The 21,529-nt window shown below is 47.4% G+C and carries 18 protein-coding genes; all 18 read right to left on the reverse strand.

Features of this window, described 5'->3' with window-relative positions; all coding sequences use genetic code 11:
• Positions 1 to 30 precede the first annotated feature (30 nt).
• Positions 31 to 1,080 carry an aspartate-semialdehyde dehydrogenase gene (gene asd, locus WQ57_RS02350; RefSeq protein WP_046522123.1) on the reverse strand — a complete coding sequence of 350 codons (1,050 nt, stop codon included), beginning with the start codon at positions 1,078 to 1,080 and terminating at the stop codon, positions 31 to 33.
• Between the two features lie 171 nt (positions 1,081 to 1,251).
• Positions 1,252 to 1,851, reverse strand: a complete 600-nt coding sequence (locus WQ57_RS02355) for a dipicolinate synthase subunit B (protein WP_046522124.1) — start codon at positions 1,849 to 1,851, stop codon at positions 1,252 to 1,254.
• A gap of 3 nt (positions 1,852 to 1,854) precedes the next feature.
• The gene (gene dpaA / locus WQ57_RS02360; protein WP_046522125.1) at positions 1,855 to 2,751 is read right to left on the reverse strand and encodes a dipicolinic acid synthetase subunit A; all 897 of its coding nucleotides are present in this window, start codon (positions 2,749 to 2,751) and stop codon (positions 1,855 to 1,857) included.
• A 157-nt stretch (positions 2,752 to 2,908) separates the two neighbouring features.
• Positions 2,909 to 3,151 carry a YlmC/YmxH family sporulation protein gene (locus WQ57_RS02365; protein WP_046522126.1) on the reverse strand — a complete coding sequence of 81 codons (243 nt, stop codon included), beginning with the start codon at positions 3,149 to 3,151 and terminating at the stop codon, positions 2,909 to 2,911.
• 322 nt (positions 3,152 to 3,473) lie between these two features.
• On the reverse strand, positions 3,474 to 4,709 hold the full coding sequence (locus WQ57_RS02370; protein ID WP_046522127.1) for a M16 family metallopeptidase: 1,236 nt from the start codon (positions 4,707 to 4,709) through the stop codon (positions 3,474 to 3,476).
• Between the two features lie 109 nt (positions 4,710 to 4,818).
• Positions 4,819 to 5,769: a polysaccharide deacetylase family protein gene (locus WQ57_RS02375; protein WP_046522128.1), complete on the reverse strand. Its 951-nt coding sequence runs from the start codon at positions 5,767 to 5,769 to the stop codon at positions 4,819 to 4,821.
• 135 nt (positions 5,770 to 5,904) lie between these two features.
• The gene (pnp, locus tag WQ57_RS02380) at positions 5,905 to 8,022 is read right to left on the reverse strand and encodes a polyribonucleotide nucleotidyltransferase (protein WP_046522129.1); all 2,118 of its coding nucleotides are present in this window, start codon (positions 8,020 to 8,022) and stop codon (positions 5,905 to 5,907) included.
• A 300-nt stretch (positions 8,023 to 8,322) separates the two neighbouring features.
• Positions 8,323 to 8,592, reverse strand: coding sequence for a 30S ribosomal protein S15 (gene rpsO / locus WQ57_RS02385; RefSeq protein WP_046522130.1), 270 nt, complete (start codon positions 8,590 to 8,592; stop codon positions 8,323 to 8,325).
• 123 nt (positions 8,593 to 8,715) lie between these two features.
• Positions 8,716 to 9,666, reverse strand: coding sequence for a bifunctional riboflavin kinase/FAD synthetase (ribF, locus tag WQ57_RS02390; RefSeq protein ID WP_046522131.1), 951 nt, complete (start codon positions 9,664 to 9,666; stop codon positions 8,716 to 8,718).
• Between the two features lie 40 nt (positions 9,667 to 9,706).
• The gene (gene truB, locus WQ57_RS02395) at positions 9,707 to 10,621 is read right to left on the reverse strand and encodes a tRNA pseudouridine(55) synthase TruB (protein ID WP_046522286.1); all 915 of its coding nucleotides are present in this window, start codon (positions 10,619 to 10,621) and stop codon (positions 9,707 to 9,709) included.
• 75 nt (positions 10,622 to 10,696) lie between these two features.
• Entirely contained in the window at positions 10,697 to 11,068 is a 372-nt protein-coding gene (rbfA, locus tag WQ57_RS02400; RefSeq protein WP_046522132.1) for a 30S ribosome-binding factor RbfA, read from the reverse strand.
• 19 nt (positions 11,069 to 11,087) lie between these two features.
• Positions 11,088 to 11,369, reverse strand: coding sequence for a DUF503 domain-containing protein (locus WQ57_RS02405; RefSeq protein WP_084820129.1), 282 nt, complete (start codon positions 11,367 to 11,369; stop codon positions 11,088 to 11,090).
• Positions 11,369 to 13,834 carry a translation initiation factor IF-2 gene (infB, locus tag WQ57_RS02410; protein ID WP_046522133.1) on the reverse strand — a complete coding sequence of 822 codons (2,466 nt, stop codon included), beginning with the start codon at positions 13,832 to 13,834 and terminating at the stop codon, positions 11,369 to 11,371. The genes WQ57_RS02405 and infB overlap by 1 nt, the downstream gene beginning before the upstream one ends.
• 19 nt (positions 13,835 to 13,853) lie before the next feature.
• Entirely contained in the window at positions 13,854 to 14,153 is a 300-nt protein-coding gene (locus WQ57_RS02415) for a YlxQ family RNA-binding protein (RefSeq protein ID WP_420912369.1), read from the reverse strand.
• Positions 14,153 to 14,434, reverse strand: a complete 282-nt coding sequence (gene rnpM, locus WQ57_RS02420; protein WP_046522135.1) for an RNase P modulator RnpM — start codon at positions 14,432 to 14,434, stop codon at positions 14,153 to 14,155. The genes WQ57_RS02415 and rnpM overlap by 1 nt, the downstream gene beginning before the upstream one ends.
• Positions 14,435 to 14,453: 19 nt before the next feature.
• Positions 14,454 to 15,572: a transcription termination factor NusA gene (gene nusA / locus WQ57_RS02425; RefSeq protein ID WP_046522136.1), complete on the reverse strand. Its 1,119-nt coding sequence runs from the start codon at positions 15,570 to 15,572 to the stop codon at positions 14,454 to 14,456.
• A 75-nt stretch (positions 15,573 to 15,647) separates the two neighbouring features.
• A complete protein-coding gene (gene rimP / locus WQ57_RS02430; protein WP_046522137.1) occupies positions 15,648 to 16,115 on the reverse strand; it encodes a ribosome maturation factor RimP in 468 nt (155 codons plus the stop codon).
• 995 nt (positions 16,116 to 17,110) lie between these two features.
• Entirely contained in the window at positions 17,111 to 21,433 is a 4,323-nt protein-coding gene (locus tag WQ57_RS02435) for a PolC-type DNA polymerase III (RefSeq protein ID WP_046522138.1), read from the reverse strand.
• Positions 21,434 to 21,529: the final 96 nt, after the last annotated feature.

A 21,529-nucleotide genomic window follows, 5' to 3' on the forward strand; every position in this document is an offset into this window, starting at 1 on the left:
TGAAACCGAGAGTATGAACTGCACTGTTTATTATTTTACCAGACCGAGCTCGATCAGTGTTTCAGCAATCTGGACAGAGTTCCAGGCGGCTCCTTTTAGCAGGTTATCGGAAACAACCCACATATGGAATCCTTTTTCATTGTCAAGATCTTTGCGGATCCTGCCGACAAATACATCATTTTTCCCTACACAATATGCAGGCATTGGGTAGATTTGCTGGGACGGGTCATCCTGGAGCACAACTCCCGGAGCTTCTGCCAGCAAGGTCTTGATGTCAGCCGCGCTGACCCCATCGGTATCGAGCTCAAAATAAACGGACTCGGAATGGCCTGTGCCAACCGGCAGGCGGACACAGGTTGCTGCTACTTCCAGCTCCGGATGATGCATGATTTTCTTTGTTTCATTGATCATTTTCATTTCTTCAAATGTAAATCCGTTCTCTTCAAACTTATCAATTTGCGGAATGGCATTGAAGGCAATCTGATAGTGTTTATCGAGGGAGCCAACCGGAAGGATCTTCGCCTCCGCTTCCTTGCCTTCAAGGATGGCGCGCGTTTGTTCTTCCATTTCGGAAACAGCTGCTGCTCCTGCACCGGAAACGGCCTGATAAGTGGAAACGATGACTTTTTTCAAACCGAATTTTTGGCGGAGCGGCTCGAGTGCCACAACCATCTGGATTGTCGAACAGTTCGGGTTGGCAATGATGCCATTATGGTTCTTCAGGTCATCAGCATTGACTTCCGGAACGACTAGCGGTATATCCTGATCCATGCGGAACGCGCTTGTATTATCCACCACAATAGCGCCGCGTTTAACCGCTTCAGGTGCAAGCACTTTGGAAATGCTGCCGCCTGCACTGAAAAGGGCAATGTCTACACCTTCAAAGCTTTCAGGCTTCGCTTCTTCTATCGTAACTTCCTGTCCATTAAAAACAGCCTTTTTCCCTGCTGAACGTGCGGAGGACAGCAAAGATATTTTTGAGATTGGAAAATCGCGGCTTTCCAATGTTTTAATCATTTGCTGGCCAACAGCTCCTGTTGCGCCAACTACTGCTACGTGGAATCCTCTTTCTTGCGGCATTACTAAGTTCCCCTTCCAAATATAATTTAAACCGGCTGCTGCCGGGCCAATATAAGCTTTAGCGGCAGATCCATTCAACTAGAATTATTCTGCCGCATTGATAGTTTCATTTATTTTATCATATTCACTGGTGAAGGAAAGAGGATTTTATTCTATTAACGTGCAAAAGAATTATTCTTCGTCGAGGAATCTTTCTACAATGACTGGCTGAAGCTGGCGGCCGTTCAATGCAGCTAAAATCGTATCCCTCGTCATCCCCATTCTTGCCACCATCGAATTGGGCTTATTTTCAGGATCATCCTGGCCGAATGGAATAAAATAAACATGCTTTGTAGCCATCAGCCTCATGAGGTTGACACCATTCAATCCGAGTGCATCGTTTGTGGAAATGCCCAGGACGACAGGCTTTTGGTTTCTAAGCGTGGCTTTGGCGGCCATCAGAACCGGCGAGTCATTCATCGCGTTGGCAAATTTGCTCATCGAGACCCCTGTCATGGGGGAAATGACCATGCAGTCGAGCGGCTGGTTCGGTCCGAGCGGCTCAGCTTTTACGATAGAATTAATGACTTGATTGCCTGTCAACTCTTCTATTCGCTTAACCCAGTCTTCGCCGTTGCCAAACCTAGTATCAGTCGATTGTACTGTATAGGAAACGACCGGAACGACATCCGCTCCTTCTTTTACCAGCTTTTCGATCTCCGGAAACACTGCATCGTAGGTACAATGGGAACCCGTCAGCCCAAAGCCGATTCTTTTTCCTTTTAAGCTCATGTTTTAGTCTCCCTTCCTGTTATTGATATCTTCGTCAAGCAGCTGGACGAGGACATTTGCAAGAATTTGCCCGGCTGTCTTAGGTGCAACTATTCCCGGCAGGCCGGGAGCCAGCAGTGCCTTGATGCCCCTTTTCTCGGCATAGCGGAAATCGGTGCCGCCCGGCTTGGACGCCAGGTCAATGATAAGGGTATGGGCTGGCATTTTTGAAATGACCGATGCAGTCACAATCTGGGATGGAATCGTATTGATGCAAATATCGATGTCCCTCACCTCGGCGGCCAGATCATTAAGGTGGAAAGGAGCAAGGCCCATTTCTGTAATCCGCGCTAGATGCTCGCTTTTTCTTGCTCCGACCTTCACCTTTGCTCCCAGTGCATGGAATGTCCGGGCCACACTCACTCCCACCCTGCCTAGTCCCAGGACGGCAACATTGGAACCATGAATGGTAAAATCGGTATGCTGGATCACCATCATGATCGTTCCTTCGACTGTTGGAATTGAATTGTAGATGGCCACATCATCCCGCGCAAACAATTGAACAAGCTTCTTGTTCGCATCCTTGGTAATACCGTCCAGATATGAATTGCTTATTCCCGAGTAAATGACTGCATGGGAAGGCAGAGAATCCAGCATTTCTTTTGTCAGTACAACTTTCTCGCTCGAAAAGACCGTTTCAACCTGGCCTTCAAGATTGGTGCCGGGTACTGGCAATATAAGTGCATCCTGCACTGAGAAATCTATTTCAGAAATTTTTTCTTTTGATGCTCCTGTAAAAGCGTGATCCAATTGCTCAAAGCCTACCAGTGACAGTTTGGCATCGAGCTCGGTCAGTTTCCGGATAATCTCCAGCTGCCTGGCATCACCGCCAATCACAGCGATCTGCATTCCTGTCAGCATGAGAATAATCACCTTCTTTTTATTAATACAACAGGATATTGAACTACTTCCACATCATATGTTTCAAACGCCCGCAGTGTGAGTTTTCCTGATAAAAATGGTCTTTGGGAAGAAAGGGCTATAAGGAAAATAAAAAAAGGCCGGCGCAGGCGCCAGCCTATTCTTCTTCCGGTATGTCGATAATTACCATGTCGGCCCCAATTTTTTTAATATGCCGCCATGGCACCCGCATTTCCCCGCCCTGCCTTTTAAGGCCAAACCATTTCAGTGAAGGAATGACCAGAGCTTCAACCTGCCCGGTGCGTTCATTGATTTCCAGGTCTGTCTGCCCCAGCACGCCAAGACGCTCCGCTTTTTTGACATCGACAATTTCCTTTCCGCCCAATTCGCTAAGCCGCATTCCTGCCCCTCCTTTCGGTGTCCCATTACACTATATGTTTGAGAAGGCAGGATTAGAGTATTTTCAAAGAAAAAAACCTGTCACAGAGAAAGTGACAGGTTTTCTTTAAAACTAAGCATGAATCTCAACAATTGGATAGATGTCCAGCTCCAGCACCTAGCCCCTCGAGGTCATAAGCCACTCCAGAATTGAAGGCAAAGAACGCCTTCTATTCTGGAGCGTCTTATGCTGGTCGAGGCTGAGCACTAAGGAAAAGCATCCTAGAATAAGCATCACAGGAACAATCCGCTTTTAGATTGTTCCGAAGGCGCTTCCGCTTTTCTTATATTCCCTTTGGCAGATTGCCATCGGGACTAATGAGCGCAATGGAATAACGATCGGTAAAGATTTTATTGGCCAGTCCGTCAACGCTTAGCTTTGAAACCTCGTCAATCTGCTGGACAATTTCATCAAGTGAACGATGGCGGCCCAGCATCAGCTCATTTTTGCCATTCCGGCTCATGCGGCTGTTCGTGCTTTCCAGGCTGAGCATCAGGCTGCCCTTCAGCTGCTCCTTGCTGTTGTTCAGTTCCTTCTCGGTGATGCCTTCCTGGCGCAGCTTGGCAAGGGTCTCCTGGACCGTTTCAAACAGCACATCAAGCTGCTTGGCTCCGGTGCCGCCATAAATGGTGACTACACCGCTGTCCTTGTAGGCGGAGTGATAGGAAAAAACGGAATAAGCGAGACCCCGCTGCTCCCTGACATCCTGGAACAAACGGCTGCTCATGCTGCCTCCAAGGACATTGTTTAGGACAATCAGGCTATAGATATCTTCATGTCCAATTTTCAGGCCTTCAAAGCCGATGCAAAGGTGCGCTTGTTCTGTCTCCTTTTTGCGGGAGACCTGATTGGCATGGAAAGATGGAGACTGGTACTCGATTCCTTCTTCTCCTGCTTCATAGGAGCCAAACAGCTTTTCAACATTGGAAATAAACGCTTCCGGCACATTGCCCGCTACTGAAATGACCACATTTCCCGGAGTATACGTGTTATGCATATATTCGTTCAACGTATCGCTGGTAAACGTATTCAATGTTTCCTCCGTGCCGAGGATCGGATAACCGAGGGAATGGTCATTGTATATGGCCTTGCTTAGCAAATCATGGACGATATCATCAGGTGTGTCTTCATACATCTTGATTTCTTCATAAACGACATTCTTTTCCTTATTCAATTCACCTGTTTCAAATGTCGAGTTGAAAAACATATCTGCAAGCACTTCCAGCGCAAACTGGGAGTGGTTATCGAGAACCTTTGCGTAATAGCAGGTATATTCTTTTGATGTAAAGGCATTAACCTGTCCGCCAATGCTGTCGAAAGACTCTGCGATTTCTTTTGCCGACCTGGTTTTTGTTCCTTTGAAGAACATATGCTCCAGGAAGTGGGATATCCCATTATTCTCTGGTGTTTCATTCCGTGATCCCGTGCCTATCCATACACCAATGGCAACCGACCGGACAGTGGGAATTTGTTCAAGTACGATTCGTACTCCATTTTGGCATGTATATTTCTTGATCAAATAAATTCCTCCTCTGGAAAAGAGCTGCAAAATAACTATACCTGCAATATCTTAGTATATTTCATTTTTGTTACTTTTTCCAAATTTACGGTTTTATTTCATATTTTTATCAATTTTTCATAATCCGTTTTTCACTCAGCATTTCCGTCACCGTGCCAATTTCAAGATTCCTAGCTTTAATTTCGGTAATCAGACGGTCCAGAGCCTTGGCTGTAGAGTCGGTAGGGTGCATGAGAATCAGCGCTCCATTATGGAGTTTTCCGTTAACCCGCGATATTAATACCTCTGGTGATGGTTTTTGCCAGTCAATCGTATCTACGCTCCACATTACCGTACCAAGTCTATGGGCAGCTGCAATTTTGACAACCTCCTCTTTATAGGAGCCGCTCGGCGGAGCAAACCATTTGGGCATCTTTCCAGTTGTTGCTTCAATCACGTCATTTGTCTTCGCAATTTCCTCATTAATTTTAGCAGGGGAAAGGCTTTTCATATCCGGGTGGGTGAAAGAATGGTTGCCAACATCGTGTCCGGCATCGGCAATCATTTTGGCAAAGTCCGGATTGTTCTTGACCCATCTTCCCTCAAGGAAAAAATCTGCCTTTACATGATGTCTTTTTAATGTGGCTAGCATATCGGAAAGATACTCATTTCCCCAGGCCACATTGATAATGAAGCTGACCATCGGCTTTTCAGGATGGCCCTTGTAAATAGCAGCCGGGGGCAAATCGGAGAGGTGGACCTTTGGGCTGACCTCTTCAAAGACAAGCAGCTCCCTTGAAAATTCACCATCCTTTTTCATCTTGCTGTATGATTTCCCTACATCGACCTTCAAGCCATTATAGCCAGGAATAGCTTTCCATACCGGATCGATTTTTGCATCTACCGGCTTTACTTCGTATTGGGGCGCTTTTGTTTCTATTTCCCTATAAAGCGGATTCTCATGCACAGATACCGCTGCAGAATTGGTTTTTAAATGCAACAGGTATTTATAGGTAAAAGAATTGCTTGCCAAAAACCACGCGCCGATGAGGAACGCGGTGAGTAAAATGAATTTTTTCATATGTTCATGCCCTCCCTTAGTAACAAAATATGTACAAGGAGGACAAGGTAGAACAATGCTGTTTTTTTAAACTTATGTATCTCTCTTCATAAAAATAAACAAGCCGGGTATGACCCGGCCTGCACAAACTTGCCTCTATTTATTTTGCTCTTCTTTTTCACGCTGCTCTTTTAAAATCGCCTTGCGGCTTAGATTGACGCGTCCCTGGCGGTCGATTTCGGTTACTTTAACCAAAAGCTCGTCGCCAATCTTGACCACGTCTTCTACTTTGCCTACGCGCTCTTCGGCCAGTTCGGAAATATGGACAAGTCCGTCTTTGCCATTGAAGATTTCAACGAAGGCGCCGAATTTTTCAATTCGTTTTACCTTTCCAAGATAGGTCTGGCCCACTTCAACCTCACGAACAATATCTTCGATGATCTTTTTGGCCTTTTGATTCATCTCGGCATCAACAGAAGCGATAAAGACCGTTCCATCCTGTTCAATATCGATCTTGACGCCTGTTTCTTCAATGATCTTATTGATTTGCTTACCGCTTGGCCCAATAACATCACGGATTTTATCCGGGTTAATCGTCATGGTAAGAATCTTTGGCGCATATTTGGAAAGCTGCTCACGCGGCTCGGCAATGGTTGCAAGCATGGATTCAAGAATCTGCATGCGCCCTTTTTTCGCCTGCTGAAGAGCTTCTTCCAGAATCTCGCGGGAAAGGCCTTCAATCTTGATGTCCATTTGCAGGGCTGTAACACCTTTCGCTGTACCTGCCACTTTAAAGTCCATATCGCCAAGATGGTCTTCCATTCCCTGGATATCGGTCAGGATTGTATAATGATCACCGGACTTCACCAGACCCATTGCAATTCCGGCAACCGGTGCCTTAAGAGGCACACCTGCATCCATCATCGCCAGGGTGCTGGCACAGATACTCGCCTGGGAAGTGGAACCATTGGATTCAAGCACTTCAGAAACAAGGCGGATGGTATAAGGAAATTCCTTTTCGGAAGGAATAACGACTTCAAGAGCACGTTCACCCAATGCACCGTGTCCAATTTCACGGCGGCCTGGTCCGCGGATCGGTCCTGTTTCCCCGACGCTGAACAGCGGGAAGTTATAATGGTGCATGAAACGCTTTTCCTCTTCCAGTCCAAGGCCGTCAAGGATCTGAACATCTCCCATGGCGCCAAGCGTACAGATGCTTAGTGCCTGGGTTTGTCCCCTTGTAAACAATCCGGAACCGTGCGTGCGCGGCAGAAGGCCGACTTCAGAGGACAGCGGGCGGATTTCATCGGCACCGCGGCCATCTGGACGGACCTTTTCTTCCGTAATCAAACGGCGCACTTCACCTTTAACAATTTTATCAAGAATCTGCTTGACCTGTTTCAGGTCGGACTCTTCACTCTCTTCTTCTTCGTACTTGGCAATGACACGGTTTTTAACTTCCTTGATGGCATCTTCGCGTGCATGCTTTTCCTTTACCTGGATGGCGGATATCATGTCCTGCTCACACAGTTCACGAATTTCCGCTTCGAGCTCTTTATCCAGTTCGTATAATTGGATTTCCATTTTTTCTTTGCCGACTTTGGCAGCGATTTCTTCCTGGAATGCGATCAAACGCTTGATCTCGTCATGTCCAAACATGATCGCTTCAAGCATGACTTCCTCTGGCACTTCTTCCGCACCGGCTTCCACCATGTTGATGGCATCCTTTGTTCCGGCAACCGTCAGATGCATATCGCTCTTTTCTGTTTCTTCGACAGTGGGATTGATAATGAATTTGCCATCGACCCGGCCGACGATCACTCCTGCAATCGGGCCTCCAAACGGAATGTCTGAAACCGACAGCGCAAGGGAAGATCCCAGCATGGCGGCCATTTCGGAAGGACAGTCCTGATCCACACTCATCACAATTGAAATGACCTGGACATCATTTCGGAATCCATCTGCAAACAGCGGACGGATCGGGCGGTCAATCAGGCGGCTGGCGAGAATCGCCTTTTCACTTGGGCGCCCTTCCCTTTTGATAAACCCTCCAGGGATTTTTCCAACGGCATATAGACGCTCTTCATAGTTGACAGTCAGCGGAAAAAAATCCAGATTCTTTGGTTCTTTTGATGCCGTTGCTGTGCTGAGTACGGCTGTATCACCATACCGCACGAGGACCGCGCCGTTCGCCTGCTTTGCCAGCTGGCCGATTTCAACACTTAGTCTCCGGCCGGCCCAGTCAATTGAAAACTCTTGTTTTTCCTGTTCCATTTATTAAGCCCCTCTCTTACCTAAATCCTATTGGCAGCTGGTCAAGTATCCTTTTCAGCTGCAAGCATTCCTGTATAGCATCAGTATAAAAACTGTCCTATTCAAACTTTACCTGTCTCAAAAAAATTAAAACATCGTTTGCCCCGGAGCCATCAGCCTGTCCCGAGGAAATGCCTCATTATTTATTATGTACCGAAAAAACCATCTCTAATAAGCAATAAAGGTTATGTAAGTAATTTTATACTTAATTTAGTTTATTACACAATAAAAAAGCGGGAAAAAATCCCGCTTTTGTAAAAATTATCGACGCAAACCAAGCCTGTTGATTAGTTCACGGTAACGTGAAACGTCTTTGTTTCGAAGGTAAGTCAAAAGGTTACGACGCTTACCTACCATTTTTAGAAGACCGCGACGAGAGTGGTGGTCTTTCTTATGAACGCGCAAGTGCTCGTTCAAGCTGTTGATTTCTTCAGTCAGGACAGCGATTTGAACTTCTGGAGATCCAGTGTCATTTTCATGAACTTTGAACTCGCTGATCAGTTCGTTTTTACGTTCTTTAGTGATTGCCATCCGGGTTCACCTCCTGTAATATATCCCCTGTTACCGAGCAAGCGTCGGTGACTCGACTTGCCAAGCAAAGGTTCATTTTTGGTACGTCTATTAGAATACAACTTTTTGCTGTAAAAAGCAAGTCTAGCGAAGAGAATTTTCAAAGTAGCTTTTGGCTTCCTCCTTATCCTTGCCGATTTGTTCCACAAGCTGGTCAATGCCTGCGAATTTTCTTTCGGAGCGGATGCGGAGGTGCCACTCGACCACCACTTGTTCCCCATAGATTTCCTCATTGAAATCAAAAATATAGACCTCAACGCTTGGCCTGCTGGCTTTCTCATCCTTAAACGTCGGCTTGTAGCCAAGATTGCATACTCCTTGATGCCAATCGCCCTTAACCATAATCCTAACGGCATATACACCAATTGGCGGTAGGATGTAGTCCTTATTTACGTCCACATTGGCAGTTGGAAAGCCGATGGTGCGCCCTCGCTTATCGCCGTGGACAACCGTGCCGGAAGTGGTATACCAGCGGCCTAGATGGCCGGGAATCTTGTCCATTTCCCCTGCCTTGAGACGGGTACGGATTGCTGTAGAGCTGATTTTTTCCCCGCTGGTGGAAAGTTTGGGAACGACCGTATAATCAAACTGGCCCCTGGAATGAAACTGGATGGTTTCCATTGTCCCTTTTCCCATTTTGCCGTATGTAAAATCAAATCCTGCAACCGCCTGTTTGGCATTCAGGCCGATCACATAGCCGTCAATGAATTCCTGCGGGAGCAGTCCCGCAAACTCATGAGTAAAATGGACAATAAAAAGGTAATCAACACCCAGCTGTTCGATAATCGCAACCTTTTCCTCGAGCGGGGTAATGTATTCAACATGCTTGATGCTCTTGCCCAGGACCACAGATGGATGGGGGTCGAACGTCATGACCGCACTTTTGAGCCCATTGTCTTCAGCCGCTTTTATAGCCGACTTAATGACTTCCTGGTGGCCAAGATGGACGCCGTCAAAATAGCCCATCGCCAAGGCCAGTGGCGGGAAATCTTCTCTTTTATATGAATTAGGATGGTTCAGTTTAATCAATTCCATGATGCTCACCTTTTCCGACAAAGCCTGTATAAACAGCGTTTTACTCATTCCGTAGGACTTTATCCGGCTTAAGCAGGCCTGGTTTGCGCGGGTGCTTGCGGTAAATGGCCAAAACGGTCCCATTTGCCAATCCTACAGCAATTGGCCCATCTTCGGCAGCCAGTTCTTCAGGAATATCCAATAAAGCGCCATTTTTCACTTTCTCTGCTACTTTATCACTTATTTGATATTTGGGCAAATAGGAAATCCCGTCCTCAAGGGGCCTGAGCGCCTGCTGAATTTCACCTTTTCCCATCAATTCCTCGATTTCCTCGAATGTCAGACAGTCCTCAAGCTCCATGCCAGCTGACTGTATCCTTTGAAGCCATGACATATGCGCAGGATATCCGAGCTGCTCCCCAATCATCACCGCAAGCGTCCTGATATACGTTCCTTTGCTGCAGGCAACCCGGAAGCGGAACGAAATATTCTTTCCTGTAAAAACTTGCCGGTCATCAAGCAGTTCAATCTGATGGATGGTTACTTTCCTTGTCGGGCGCTCCACTTCAATTCCCTGGCGCGCATATTCATAAAGCCTTTTTCCTGCTACCTTTACGGCAGAAAACATCGGAGGGGTTTGTTGAATTTCTCCAGTGAGGCTTTCAAGCACCTCCAGGATTTCCTCTCGGGAAAAATCCCGGTCAACATCCTGCGCCTCTACTGTCTCCCCGGATGCGTCCTCCGTCGTTGTTGAGAAGCCAAGCGTCACTTCCCCTTCGTATGCCTTTCCCGCGTCTGTTATGTATTCGGCAACCTTCGTCGCCCTGCCGATACAGATTGGCAAGACACCGGTCACGTCCGGGTCGAGCGTCCCTGTATGGCCAATCCTCTTCATTTTTAAAATCTTGCGCAGCCGGAATACACAATCATGGGACGTCATTCCCGCTGGCTTGTATAATGGCAGAATGCCTTCCAACTCGTTCACCTTCCTGTCGCATGGGTTCAGAACTTTTACACCTGAAAAAAATGGATAGACATAATGTCTATCCATCTATTCCTTATCCTGATTTTCGCTCTCTTTGTCTTCATTCTGGACCTGATGAAGCAGCGTTTCAATCCTGTTGCCGTAATCGATCGACTGGTCGAACTCGAATGTAATCTCCGGTGTTTTCCGGAGTCGGATCCGCTGCCCGATTTCCGTGCGGATAAACCCTTTCGCCTTGGCTAGCGCCTTTAGGGTATTTTCCTTCTGCACGTCATCGCCCAAAACGGAGATAAACACTTTTGCCTGCTGGAGATCTCCTGTCACTTCGACATCAGTTACCGTGACGAACCCGATGCGCGGGTCCTTGATCTTGCGTCCGATAATATCGCCAAGTTCTTTTTTCATTTGTTCTCCAACACGATTGACTCTATGGGCCATGTCTGATCACCTCGTCCTCTTAAAGCCACTCTATTTCTGTAATGGTTCGTTCAATCTCTGGAAACGAATCGATCATCTGAAGGGCGTTCTGCAATTCCCTCTCGGTTGCCTGCCTTGCAGCGGAAACCGCCACAATGGCGATTTTGGTCCGCTGCCAGACATCCTGGTAATCGACCTCTGAAACGGAAACATTGTACCTTTGTTTCAGTCTTGTAATGATGCGCTGCAGGACAGCCCGCTTTTCTTTTAAGGAATGGGCGTCATAAATGATACACTCGCAGGCAGCGAGCCCTACAATCATTAACGTTCCACTTCTTCCATGATATATGCTTCAATTACATCGCCTTCTTTAAGATCATTGAAGTTTTTGATTGTAATTCCGCACTCATATCCCTGGCTGACTTCTTTCGTATCATCTTTGAAACGCTTCAGGGCATCGACTTCCCCTTCAAAAATCACGATGCCGTCGCGGATCAGGCGGACGCCGCTGTCACGGGTGATTTTCCCATCTGTGACATACGAACCTGCAATTGTACCAACTTTTGATACTTTGAAGGTCTGGCGGACTTCAGCCTGCCCAATGACTTTTTCCTGGTAAACAGGATCAAGCATTCCTTTCATCGCTGACTCAATTTCTTCAATGACCTTGTAGATGATCCTGTGAAGACGGATATCCACTTCTTCTGATTCTGCCGCGCGCTTCGCATTCGTGTCCGGACGGACGTTGAACCCGATGACAATGGCGTTGGAGGCAGCCGCAAGGGTAATATCGGATTCATTGATGGCGCCAGCGCCAGTATGGATGATCCTCACATTGACTCCTTCAACATCCAATTTCTGAAGTGCCGCAGCGACAGCCTCCACTGAACCTTGAACGTCGGCCTTAACAATAAGGTTTAAGTCTTTCATTTCCCCTTGTTTCAAATGTTCAAACAAGTTATCGAGACTGACTCTTGCTTTCTCGCTGCGCTGTGCCTGGACAGCCTGGCTTGAACGTGCTTCCCCAATCTGGCGTGCTGTCTTTTCATCCTCAAACACGACAAAGCGGTCTCCGGCAAGCGGTACGTCATTCAACCCAGTAATTTCAACCGGTGTGGATGGTCCTGCTTCCTTTACCCTGCGGCCAAGATCGTTAACCATCGCACGCACACGGCCAAATGTATTTCCGACCACAATCGGGTCTCCGACCTTCAGCGTTCCGTTTTGGACTAAAAGTGTTGCAACAGAACCGCGGCCTTTATCCAATTGAGCTTCGATAACGGTACCAACAGCCGGACGGTCAGGATTGGCTTTATACTCTTCCACTTCGCTGACAAGCAGGATCATTTCGAGCAGGCTGTCAATTCCTTCCCCCTTCAAGGCTGAGATTGGAACGAAGATGGTGTCGCCGCCCCAAGCTTCCGGAACAAGTGCATGCTCAGTTAGTTCCTGCATCACACGGTCTGGATTGGCTGCCTCTTTATCCATCTTGTTGATCGCAACGATAATTGGAACATTCGCTGCTTTTGCATGGTTGATGGCTTCAACCGTTTGCGGCATGACACCGTCATCAGCTGCCACTACCAGGATGGTAATATCAGTGATTCTAGCACCCCGGGCACGCATGGTGGTGAACGCAGCGTGGCCTGGTGTATCAAGGAAGGTAATTTTCTTGCCGTTCTCGACTACCTGGTAGGCGCCGATATGCTGAGTGATCCCGCCAGCTTCCCCTGCGGTCACTTTGGTATGGCGAATGGCGTCAAGCAAGGATGTTTTACCGTGGTCAACGTGCCCCATGATGGTAACGACTGGCGGACGCTCGCTCAACTGTTCGTCTTCATCAATTGTAAAATAAACCTCAAGGTCCGTTGTATCAACAAGGACTTCTTCCTCAACTTCAACACCATAATCGGCACAGATCAATTCAATTGCGTCTTTATCAAGATCCTGGTTGATGGTTGCCATCACGCCAAGCATAAACAGCTTCTTGATAAGCTCCGATGGTTCCCTGTGAAGCTTTTTAGCAAGCTCGCCAACTGTCAGTGATTCGCTGAAAGTAATTTTGGCTGGAAGTTCTCTTTCTTTTTTAATTTGTGGCTGGGTTGCGTGGGATTGATTTTGTTTACCACGGTTGTTATTCTGCCGGGACCTGTTATTGTTATTGCCGCGATTGTTGTTGTTTCCGCGGTTGTTGTTGTTTCCGCGGTTGTTATTGTTGTTGCGGTTGTTCCCGGAGAAATCCTTGTCTTGCTTTTTGCCCCCCTGGCCGCCTCCTTGGCCTGCTGGTCTTTGCTGGCCTTGGCCTGGACGCTGCTGTCCCTGGCTTGCTGGCCTCTGCTGGCCTTGGCCTGGACGCTGCTGTCCCTGGCCTGCCGGTCTTTGCTGGCCTTGGCCTGGGCGCTGGTGTCCCTGGCCGCCAGATCTCTGCTGGCCTTGGCCGCCTGGTCTCTGTTGTCCCTGACCTGAACGCTGCTGCCCCTGTCCTGCCGGTCTTTGCTGGCCTTGGCCTGGACGCTGCTGTCCCTGGCCGCCAGATCTTTGCTGGCCTTGGCCGGATCCCTGGCCTGCTCTCTGCTGGCCCGAATTTTGGCTGGTCTGTGTTCTCTGCTGCTGTGGTTGTTTGTCGTTCCCCTTATTATAAATGGCGTCTAGTCTCCTTACAGTTTCACTTTCCATTGCTGTCATATGGTTTGAAACTTCTATGTTCATTTCTTTTAATTTTGTAATTACATCTTTACTTGATACATTATGCTTTTTGGCATATTCGTACACTCGTGTTTTGCTCATATTTTCACCCCCGCTAGAATTAATCGAGCAACGTCAACAGTTTCCTGGCAAACCCATCATCCAATAGGGCTACTACCACACGGGCGTCTTTGCCGATTGACTGGCCGAGCTTGTACCGGTCATCGACCAACTTGTATGGAACCTTATAGGAATTACACTTATCTGTAATCTTCTTATGAGTATTGGCAGATGCATCCTTGGACAATAAAACGAGTTTTGCCCTGCCGCTACGGATTTCTTTTACGGCCAGTTCTTCACCTGAAATGATTTTACGTGCTCGATTGGCTAAGCCAAGCAATGACATCCACTGATCATTCATCAGATTGGTCGTTTCTCCTTTTCGATAAGGTCAAGAAGCTCATCGTAAATCGATTCTTCTACATCTGCCTCCAAATGTTTTGAAAGAATGCCTTTTTTCTTTGCCAGGAGGACCGCTTCCTTTTCCTTGGAAAGGTACGCGCCGCGGCCTGATTTCTTGCCGGTAGGGTCGATGGACACTTCACCTTCTTTAGAGCGAACGACACGGATGAGCTCCTTTTTTGGCCTCATTTCGCCAGTTGCAACACATTTTCGCATCGGAATTTTTTTTCGGCTGTTCATGCTCATCTACCTCTTCCCTTTAATCCTGGTCTTCTTCAAAGAAATCTTCTTCTTCTTCGTATCCATTCAAAAGCCCGCCGTCTTCGCGAGGATAAATCCCTGCTTCACGAGCGTCTGTTTCCGACTTGATATCAATTTTCCACCCTGTAAGCTTGGCAGCAAGCCTTGCGTTCTGCCCGCGTTTGCCAATGGCAAGGGATAACTGATAGTCGGGTACAATAACGGTTGTCGCTTTTTCCTCTTCATTCACAATCACATCAAGCACTTTTGAAGGGCTTAATGCATTGGCAACAAAGATGACAGGATCGTCGGACCATTTCACGATATCGATCTTTTCACCTTTCAGCTCGTTCACCACTGCCTGGACCCTTGTTCCTTTAGGGCCGACGCATGAACCAACCGGATCCACTTCAGCGTTTTCGGAATGGACGGAGATTTTGGAACGGTCCCCTGCTTCGCGGGCAACAGACTTGATTTCAACTGTACCGTCGTAGATTTCAGGAACTTCAATTTCGAACAATCTCTTTAAAAGTCCAGGGTGCGTTCTGGAAACGAAGATCTGCGGACCTTTTGTGGTCTTTTCAACCTTGGTAATGAACACCTTGATCCGGTCATGAGGCTTGTAGCTTTCGTTTGGCATTTGCTCGTTCACAGGCAAAATCGCCTCGATTTTACCCAGGCTGACATAAATAAACTTGGCATCCAGTCTTTGGACAATGCCAGTCATAATGTCTTCCTCACGATCAATAAATTCGGAGTAAATAATGCCGCGCTCCGCTTCGCGAACCCGCTGGGTAACCACCTGCTTCGCTGTCTGGGCGGCAATCCTGCCAAAGTCCTTTGGAGTGACTTCGAGTTCGACTACATCCTCAACCGCATAGTTGGGATTCAGGCGCTGGGCATCTTCAAGGGAAATCTCCAGGCGGGGATCAAATACTTCCTCGACCACTTCTTTTCTCGCAAAAACCCGCATGGAACCATTTGCAAGATTCAAGTCGATGCGGACGTTTTGAGCCTGGTTAAAATTACGCCGGTATGCTGAGACTAACGCTGCTTCAATTGCTTCAATCAAAACATCCCTTGATATGCCTTTCTCCTTTTCAAGCACTGTCAGAGCATCCAACAATTCACTGCTCATGAGATTTAAATCCCCCTTCAATTATCTATCATTAATTCTACATAAGGCTAAGGCTTTTCTTTTGCCGGCAGGTTATCAGAATATGACTGCCAAACGGGCACTGGCAATTTTGGTGTATGGAATGGCAATTTCCTTTTTGCGGGTTTTAATCTTTATCTCGACCTTCACCGTTTCACCGTCAAATGCTGTCAAAAGCCCTTCAAAGGTTTTCTCGTCATCAATAGGTTCATATGTTTTGATATATACGTTTTTCCCGATTGCCTTGTGAAAATCCTTTTCCTTTTTCAGCGGACGCTCGGCTCCAGGCGAGGAAACCTCCAGGAAGTAGTTGTGCGGGATCGGATCGATGGCATCAAGCTTCTCGCTCAGCCGCTCGCTGACCAAACCGCATTCTTCAATGTCGACACCGTTATCTTTGTCAATGTACACGCGAAGGAACCAGTTCTTGCCTTCCTTCACATATTCTATATCAACCAATTCCAGTCCGAGATCCGTCACAATCGGCGTCACAAGGCCCTCAATCGTCTCTATCACTTTGCTCACTTTTATCCCTCCTTTTGTGGAATGGGTGCTTTCTCCGGTATTCAAATTCCTCCGAAAAGGGCATAACAAACACGAAAGAGTGGGTTTCCCCACTCTTGTCTGCCAGAGTTATCCTTAGTATTTCCAATAAAAATATAACATAACCAGAATTTTAATGCAAATGAGGAAAGCGGAGCCGACTGTTCAGGCCCGACTGGCATAAGACGCTCCTGAATAGAAGGCGCTCTTTGCCTTCAATTCAGGAGTGGCTTATGACCCGAGGGGCTAGGAGGCGGAGCTGGACAATAGGAAAGCGGAGGGGACGGGCAGGCCCGAGCTCTACATTGGCCTATAAGTGACCGGGCGAAACAAAACCAAAGTGGCTATGGGCTCCAATCTGGCCTATTGGCGACCGCTTGAATTAAAACGGAGGCGCTAGGGGTTCCAATCAGGCCCATTGGCGACCGCTCGAATTAAAACGAAGGCGCTAGGGGCTCCAACCAGGCTTATTGGCGACCGCTCGAATTAAAACGGAGACGCTAGGGGCTCCAACCAGGCCTATTGGCGACTCGCGAATCAAAACTCTGGCACCGGGGGCTCCAATTTGGCCATTGAAACGCGTAGGGTCACAATTTGTACAGCCCACGACCCTATTAACTCAATTCCACTGCCGCCTCTTTCCATTTTTAAGCCAATGACCGCTATTAACGCAATTTCCCCAGTTACTCTCTCCCTTTTTTGCGCCAATGAAGCCTATTAAAGCAATGTCCTCCAGCCGCTCTCTCTTTTTTGCGCCAATGAAGGCTATTAACGCAATTTCGTCCAACTACACTCTATCTTTTTAAGCCAACGACCGCTATTAACGCAATTCCCCCAGTTACTCTCTTCCTTTTTTGCGCCAACGAAGCCTAATAACTCAAATTCCCCTAGCACACTCTCTCTTTTTCGTTATTCTGTTTTTACCGAACAAAATTAAAAAGAGAGGCCCAAGCATGAGCCTCTCAATACCTTAAAAATTAGAACAATGACAGCTGGTTCTGGTCTGGCAGTGCTTCCAGGCAGCCATGGTTATCCAAAAACTCAATGATGGTCTTGGACACTTTCCCGCGCTGCTGGAGGTCTTCCTTCGAAAGGAATTCCCCTTCCTGGCGAGCCTTTACGATGTTGATTGCCGCGTTTGTACCCAATCCCGGGATGGAATTGAACGGCGGGATGAGCGAGTCGCCATCGATAATGAAATCTGTCGCACTTGAACGGTAAAGGTCCACCTTCTTGAAGGAGAAGCCCCGCTCACACATTTCGAGTGCCAATTCAAGAACCGTCATCAAGTTCTTTTCCTTGGTTGAAGCATCAAGTCCTTTTGCATTGATCTCTTCAACCTTGGCCCTTATGCTCTGCGATCCGCGAACCATTGCGTCAACATCAAAGTCCTCCGCCCGTACCGTGAAATAGGCTGCATAATACAGGAGCGGATGGTGCACTTTAAAATAAGCAATCCTGACAGCCATTAAAACATAAGCTGCGGCGTGGGCTTTCGGGAACATGTATTTTATCTTTTTACAAGAATCAATATACCACTCAGGCACCTTGTTCTTGCGCATTTCTTCTTCCATCTCATCGCTCAGGCCTTTACCTTTACGGACCGATTCCATAATTTTAAAGGCAAATGATGGTTCGAGTCCCTGGTAGATCAGGTAGACCATGATATCATCACGGCAGCCGATTACTTCGCTAAGCGTACAGACGTTGTTGTGGATCAGTTCCTGTGCATTTCCAAGCCAGACGTCGGTACCATGGGAAAGCCCGGAGATTTGCACGAGTTCCGAAAAGGTTGTCGGCTTAGTATCCTCAAGCATCTGGCGGACGAACCTTGTCCCGAATTCCGGGATACCCAAAGAACCGGTTTTACTCATGATCTGCTCTTCTGTCACTCCGAGAGATTCGGTATTCGAGAAAATTTTCATGACTTCCGGGTCGTCAGTCGGGATCGTCTTTGGATCAATTCCGCTCAGGTCCTGAAGCATCCTGATGACCGTTGGATCATCGTGCCCAAGAATATCAAGCTTTAGCAGGTTGTCATGGATGGAATGGAAGTCAAAGTGCGTTGTCCGCCATTCCGATGTCGCTGAATCAGCTGGGTATTGAATCGGCGAGAAATCATAGATATCCATATAGTCGGGGACAACGATGATTCCACCGGGATGCTGACCCGTTGTTCGTTTAACGCCGGTGCATCCTGCGACAAGACGGTCGGTTTCGGCACCGCGCATGTGCAGATTGTTATCATTCTGATAACCTCTTACATACCCGTAGGCCGTCTTTTCCGCGACGGTTCCGATGGTTCCCGCACGGTACACATTGTCCTCGCCAAAAAGCACCTTTGTATAATTGTGCGCCCTTGGCTGGTATTCACCGGAAAAGTTCAAATCGATGTCGGGCACCTTGTCCCCCTTGAAACCAAGGAAGGTTTCAAACGGAATGTCGTGGCCGTCTTTTTTATATTTGATTCCGCAATCAGGGCAATCCTTATCGGGAAGGTCAAAACCGGAACCGACGGACCCGTCATTAAAGAACTCCGACTTTTTGCATTTTGGACAGACATAATGCGGCGGCAGCGGGTTCACCTCGGTAATTTCGGTCATCGTCGCAACGAACGAAGAGCCGACCGATCCCCTGGATCCAACAAGGTAGCCATCGTCAAGCGACTTTTTAACAAGCTTGTGGGATATAAGGTAAATAACCGCGAATCCATGGCCAATGATACTCTTCAATTCTTTTTCAAGCCTGGCTTCGACAATTTCAGGCAGTTCATCCCCGTAGATGCTTCTTGCCATCGCATAGCTCATGTTGCGCATCTCTTCATCTGCGCCATCGATTTTCGGAGTATACAGGTCGTCCTTGATTGGCTTGATCACATCAATCATATCGGCAATTTTATTGGAATTGGCCACAACAATTTCCTTCGCCTTCTCCGGTCCTAGAAATGAAAATGCATCAAGCATTTCATTCGTCGTCCTAAAATGCACATCCGGAAGCCGGTGGCGATTGAGCGGATTGGCACCGCCCTGGGAATTGACCAGAATTTTACGGTATATCTTGTCATTTTCATTCAGGTAATGGACATTTCCTGTTGCGACAACTGGAATATCGAGCTTTTCGCCGATTTTGACAATATTCGTGATAATGTGTTCGAGTGACCTTTCATCACGGACTAGTTCAAGCTCGATCAAATGGGCATAAACCTGCTTTGGCATGACCTCTAGATAATCGTAGAATGAAGCGGCTTCTTCCGCCTCTTCCTTCGACTTTTGCATCATCGTCTCAAAAACTTCGCCCTTGTCGCAGCCAGAGCCGATTAAAAGGCCTTCCCGGTGTTTTTCAAGTATGGACCTTGGAATGCGGGGCACCCTGTAGAAGTACTCCAGATGGGAGATCGATACTAGCTTGAACAGATTTTTCAAGCCGGTCTCGTTTTGTGCCAAAATCGTGCAATGATGCGGACGCGCCCTTTGGTAGGCCTTCCCCTGGCCCATATAGTCATTCAGCTGGTCATGGTACTGTATTCCCTTCTCCAGCGCATCCTTGAGCATTTTCATCAGGATGTACCCTGTTGCTTCCGCATCGTAAATGGCACGGTGATGCTGGGTTAGTTCGACATCCAGTTTCTTGGCCAGGTTATTCAGACGGTGGTTCTTCATATCCGGATACAGGAGCCGTCCAAGTTCAAGCGTATCAATAACCGGATTGGATGACTTTCCAAGGCCGATTTTTTTGTAGCCAGTATTTAAAAAGCCCATGTCAAATGATGCATTGTGGGCAACAAGGATGGAATCCCCTGTCCATTCATGGAAGCGCCGAAGGACATCGTCCACTTCTGGAGCATTTTCTACCATATCATCGGTAATCCCCGTCAGTTCAATAATGGTTGCTGACAGCCGGTGATGCGGATTGGCAAACGATTCAAACCGGTCAATGATTTCACCGTCTTTCACTTTAACGGCGGCAAGTTCAATAATGGTGTCATAGACAGCTGACAAACCGGTAGTCTCAACGTCAAAGACCACAAATGTATCTTCCGCCAGCAGCCGGTGGACCGAGTTGTAGGCGATTGGCACACCGTCGTCTACCAGATTGGTTTCAACGCCATATAGGATTTTAATATCATTTTTCTTGCCTGCCCCGAATGCTTCAGGGAAGGATTGGGCTACAGCGTGGTCGGTAATGGCGACAGCTTTATGTCCCCATTTTTTCGCCTGTGCTACGAGGGAACTAACACTGCTGACCGCATCCATCTGACTCATCGGTGTATGGAGATGAAGTTCAACCCTTTTTTCGCCTTCTGGTGCAGTGTCCTGGCGAAGTTTTGGCTTTATTTCGTTCACATCATTCCCAATCATGACAAGGTCGCGGACAAAGGTGTCATTCTGGATGCTTCCCCGGACCTTCAGCCACATGCCTTTTGAGATGTGCTGGAAAATGGCTGCGTCTTCTTTGTCGCGGGAGAACATTTTAACCATGATCGAGCTTGTGTAATCGGTGATTTTAAATGTTAATAGCGTTCGTCCGCTGCGCAGCTCTTTCGTCTCCGCATGGAATACATATCCTTCAACCGTCACCCGGCGTTCTTCATCCACAATTTCCTCGAGCCGGCGAAAATCGGCGTCATCCTTGATGGTCAACCCGATGGTAACCGGACCATCCGGTAAGCCGTCACCCTGGTCTTTTTCCGCTTCTTTCTTCTGCATTTCCACCATCGCCATCAAAGCACGTTCCTGGTCTTCCTTTGCCTTCGCTTTTTGGAATTCTTCAAATTCCGTGGAAGATGCATTCTCTATTATTTCGGTATCGATCGCCATAGCAGGAAAACCAAAAGACTGAAAAATATCGGCGATAAGGCTGGAATACTTCCGTTTGATTGTGAGGCCTTCCATTTCATTGCGGACATTCAGGATTAGCTTATTCCCCTGTAACCTGGGGAGCTGCTCGTTTAACAGCTTCAGTAACGGAGGAGCAATACCATCAATTTCCAGGATACAGTTCTTCCAGTAATCGTGGACAAGCTGCTCGCTAATGTTTTGCTCAAGCACATGGATTGTGTATGAAACGGTCGCTATATGTGCGAATTTCTTCTCCAGCTGCGTCCTGAACCTTGTCAGCAGACTGCAAGGAATAATCTTTTCGAACTGAAAATAAAAATGCCATTTCTTCGACTTTTTTTCTATATTCACCCTGTCAATCAAGGCATTATAGAAAAATTGAGCTTCAGCATCATCTGTCAGCTGAAGCTGCTGCAGAAGCACCTGGAAACTCTCTTTCTTTTTAGAGGAAAGATCTGTCATCATGTCCCTCCTATCTATTTGAAAATCATCCTGTGATTTTTTTAGCAACAGTTATTATATCATAAAATAGTAAGCTGATTGGCTTACAGTGGCGAG

Source organism: Mesobacillus campisalis, from assembly GCF_000986785.1.
Lineage (GTDB): Bacteria > Bacillota > Bacilli > Bacillales > Cytobacillaceae > Mesobacillus_B > Mesobacillus_B campisalis.